3 protein-coding genes and 1 pseudogene are annotated in these 3,303 nt (G+C 37.8%); all 4 read left to right on the top strand.

The window, feature by feature from the left end; all coding sequences use genetic code 11:
• Positions 1-752: sigma 54-interacting transcriptional regulator (locus tag AC1DUW_RS24175; protein WP_477643661.1), on the top strand; the 752-nt coding region annotated here is incomplete at its 5' end.
• Between the two features lie 293 nt (positions 753-1,045).
• Positions 1,046-2,419, top strand: coding sequence for a putrescine aminotransferase (locus AC1DUW_RS24170; protein ID WP_053346786.1), 1,374 nt, complete (start codon positions 1,046-1,048; stop codon positions 2,417-2,419).
• Between the two features lie 274 nt (positions 2,420-2,693).
• On the top strand, positions 2,694-2,891 hold the full coding sequence (locus tag AC1DUW_RS24165) for a DUF2768 domain-containing protein (protein ID WP_053346785.1): 198 nt from the start codon (positions 2,694-2,696) through the stop codon (positions 2,889-2,891).
• Positions 2,892-2,988: 97 nt separating this feature from the next.
• A pseudogene (locus AC1DUW_RS24160) lies at positions 2,989-3,303 on the top strand (hypothetical protein); the annotation flags it as partial.

Raw genomic sequence — 3,303 nt, 5'->3', positions numbered from 1 at the left:
ATACGAAGGGATCATTTACCGGCGCAGATAAAAATGGAAAGGTAGGATACTTTCAACAAGCGAATAATGGCGTTTTATTCCTTGATGAAGTTGGAGATATGCCTATACACCTGCAAGTGAAATTGCTTCGTGTTTTACAGGAACAGGAAGTGATTCCGATTGGTAGTACTACACCTATACCGATTGATGTTCAAATTGTTGCTGCTACGAATAAGAGACTGGAAAAAATGGTTGAGATGGGGACATTTAGAGAAGATTTGTTCTATCGGTTAAACGTCATTCCCATTCATGTTCCGCCTTTAAGGGAAAGACCGGAGGATATACCGCCGCTAGCTTTTCATTTTCTACAAAAGCTAAATGAGCGGTATCATCGGAATTACCATTTTTCGCCAGATGCTCTAAATATTCTGGAGGTCTATTCATGGCCAGGGAACATTCGCGAATTGCAAAATATGATTGAAAGATTGGTTGTCTCCGCGGATGAAGAAATGATTGATGCCGACTTTATCCAGAAGTTCCTTACAGTTGGCAGCGATTTTAAACAGGCAAAACCAATTATAACGAGAATTCTTCCTCTTCAAGAGGCACAGGATTATGTGGAAGAGCAATTGATCATGCTTGCAATGAAACAATATAAAACTACGACGAAAGCAGCTAAAGCGCTGGGGATCAGCCAATCGTCAGTGAGCAGAAAGTATCAAAAAATCTTAGCAGAGCAAAATAAGAGAAGCGAAAAAAATGTATTTTTTTGAATGAAAGCTGTTGACAAGTGTTTAACTTGTACAACGGCTTTTTTTTATGTAGTAATTGGAAAGCGTCTCGAAGGACTTCTAAAAGGGAGGTATGCATCAGAAAATAAGCTATGCATATTTGCATAGTTTTTATAGATTTTTAAAAGAAAAATAGCTATATCCTCAATGAAACATGTTGGCATGGTTCTTGCTTGTATATATGTATAAGCTAAAAGGGAGGTAAACAGTAAAGTTTTATCAGAACTATCATAATTAACCATCCACTACAGATTACTAAAAAAGGAGTTTTTTATATGTCAATTAATGTAGAAAATAAAACAAATCAAGTGAGCCAAACAGCAACACAGGATTATATTAAAAAAGTGCTTCAATTAATCGAACAAAAAGAAATTTCAAAAGAAGATGCCCAATGGGTAACGAAAGAAACTGTTGAAAATTTCCGTAATCATGTAAACCCAGGTTTTTTAGAATATCGGAAAACCGTAACGAAAGATACACAATTCGCAGCAGTAGAATGGTCTGACCAGGATTCCTGTTTTACGGATGTTAATGGAAAAAAATATATTGATTGTTTAGGCGGCTTTGGTATCTATAATGTTGGCCACCGTAACCCCAAAGTTGTAAAAGCCGTTACTGATCAATTGCAAAGACAAGCACTTCACAGCCAGGACTTACTAGATCCATTACGGGCAATGCTTGCTAAGATTCTTGCTGATATTACACCGGGAGATTTAAAATACTCCTTCTTTACGAACAGCGGTACTGAAAGTGTAGAAGCTGCGTTGAAGTTGGCTAAAATGTACAGCGACCGATACACGATTATTTCGACGACAAAATCATTTCACGGAAAAAGTCTTGGTTCCCTTTCGGCTACTGCAAAGGGCATGTTCCGTAAACCGTTCCTACCACTGATTCCAGGCGTACGTCATGTACCTTTCGGTGATATCGATATGATGAGGAAAACGTTCGAAAGTAGTGCCCTAGTCGGTGAAGAAGTTGCTGCTGTATTGTTGGAACCTATCCAAGGAGAGGGAGGAGTCATTCTGCCTCCACAAGGTTATTTGAAGCAAGTTCGAGAATTATGTGATGAGTATGATGCGTTATTAATCTTAGATGAAGTGCAAACGGGAATGGGGCGCACAGGCAAAATGTTTGCTTCTGAGCTTTATGATGTTGTTCCAGACATTATTTGTTTAGCTAAAGCATTTGGTGGTGGAGTGATGCCAGCTGGGGCAGTTGTAGCCAATGAGAAAGTGTTTAAAAGCTGGTTCGAAAATCCGTTCATGCACACAACCACGTTTGGAGGAAACCCACTTGCCTGTGCTGCAGCCATTGCTACAATCGATGTGCTTTTGGAAGAAAAATTACCGGAGCGTGCCGCAGAAGTAGGTGAATACTTCCTAAATGGATTAAGAGAAGTAGCTAACGAGCATAAAGATAAGGTTTTGGAGATTCGTGGACAAGGTTTAATGATTGGCATTGAGTTCCATAAAGACGAAGTAGGTTATGAATTCTCAAAAGCTCTCTTCGATAAAGGTATTTTGGTAGCGGGTACGCTTATAAACTCTAAAACAATCCGGATTGAGCCGTCATTGACAATTCATTTGGATGAAGTTGATACAGTAATCAAAGCGTTTAAAGATGTGTTGCCAACACTTAAATCTTAATTATAATTCACCAAAAAAGCAGCCGAGGGGCTGCTTTTTTGGTTGAATAAAAGGAAGAGAATGGGAGCGTTATACATTTATTTATCGGGTAATTTGCAAGAAGTGGAAGTCTTTTATCGGACTATATGTAAGGCTAGGGGGTAGTGAAATTGAAAATTATTATTTATCAAATGATTGTGATAAGCAATTTTTTACACAGTTTGGACAATGATTTAATTCCTTTAACGTAATTTGGTATGTTATAATAATTTCTGGAAAAAGGAGTGATAATGATATGACACCTGCTCTGCAAAAAATGTGGATATCCTTTATAGCTATGGGCTTTATGGTTATCTCTATATTTCTTATTTACTTAAGCCGCTATAAATTAAAAGGTTTTTTTAAAGGCTTAACAGCAATTATTGCATACATACTTATGATTCTAGCCGGCTTGATCATCCTTATCGTTGTTCTTAGCGGGCCAACCACTTGATAGGTGAGGAGAAATGATGAAAAATTTTTTCAAAATATTATGTTTATTATGCATCTCGGGATTACTGACTGGGTGTTTGTATCCTCAGAAGCAAAAAATGCAAAATCAACTGCCTTATAAAGAGCAAATACAATCTGTCCAAAGCGCAGTTGATCAATTTCAGAAAGATGAAGGCGGCATTTTGCCAATTGTTACAAAAGAGGCTGAAACACCAATTTACCAAAAATACGTGATTAAGTTTTCTAAGATTTCACCCAAGTATATGGCAGAACCGCCTGACAATGCCTATGAATCAGGTGGAGTTTTTCAATATGTCCTTGTTAATGTTGAAGATGATCCGACTGTAAAACTGTTGGATGTCCGGATGGCTCAGAAARTTCAGGATATTTCCTTGAGATTGAAAGCTTATCAG

The sequence above is a fragment of the Peribacillus sp. P4_C12 genome, from assembly GCF_056402095.1.
Note: the sequence above shows the minus strand (reverse complement) of the source record. Positions and strands in the feature narration are given on the sequence as shown.

Bases quoted from the DNA above. Each gene is read 5' to 3' on its own strand.
- AC1DUW_RS24170 (WP_053346786.1), top strand. From the start codon at position 1,046: ATGTCAATTAATGTAGAAAATAAAACAAATCAAGTGAGCCAAACAGCA.
- AC1DUW_RS24165 (WP_053346785.1), top strand. From the start codon at position 2,694: ATGACACCTGCTCTGCAAAAAATGTGGATATCCTTTATAGCTATGGGC.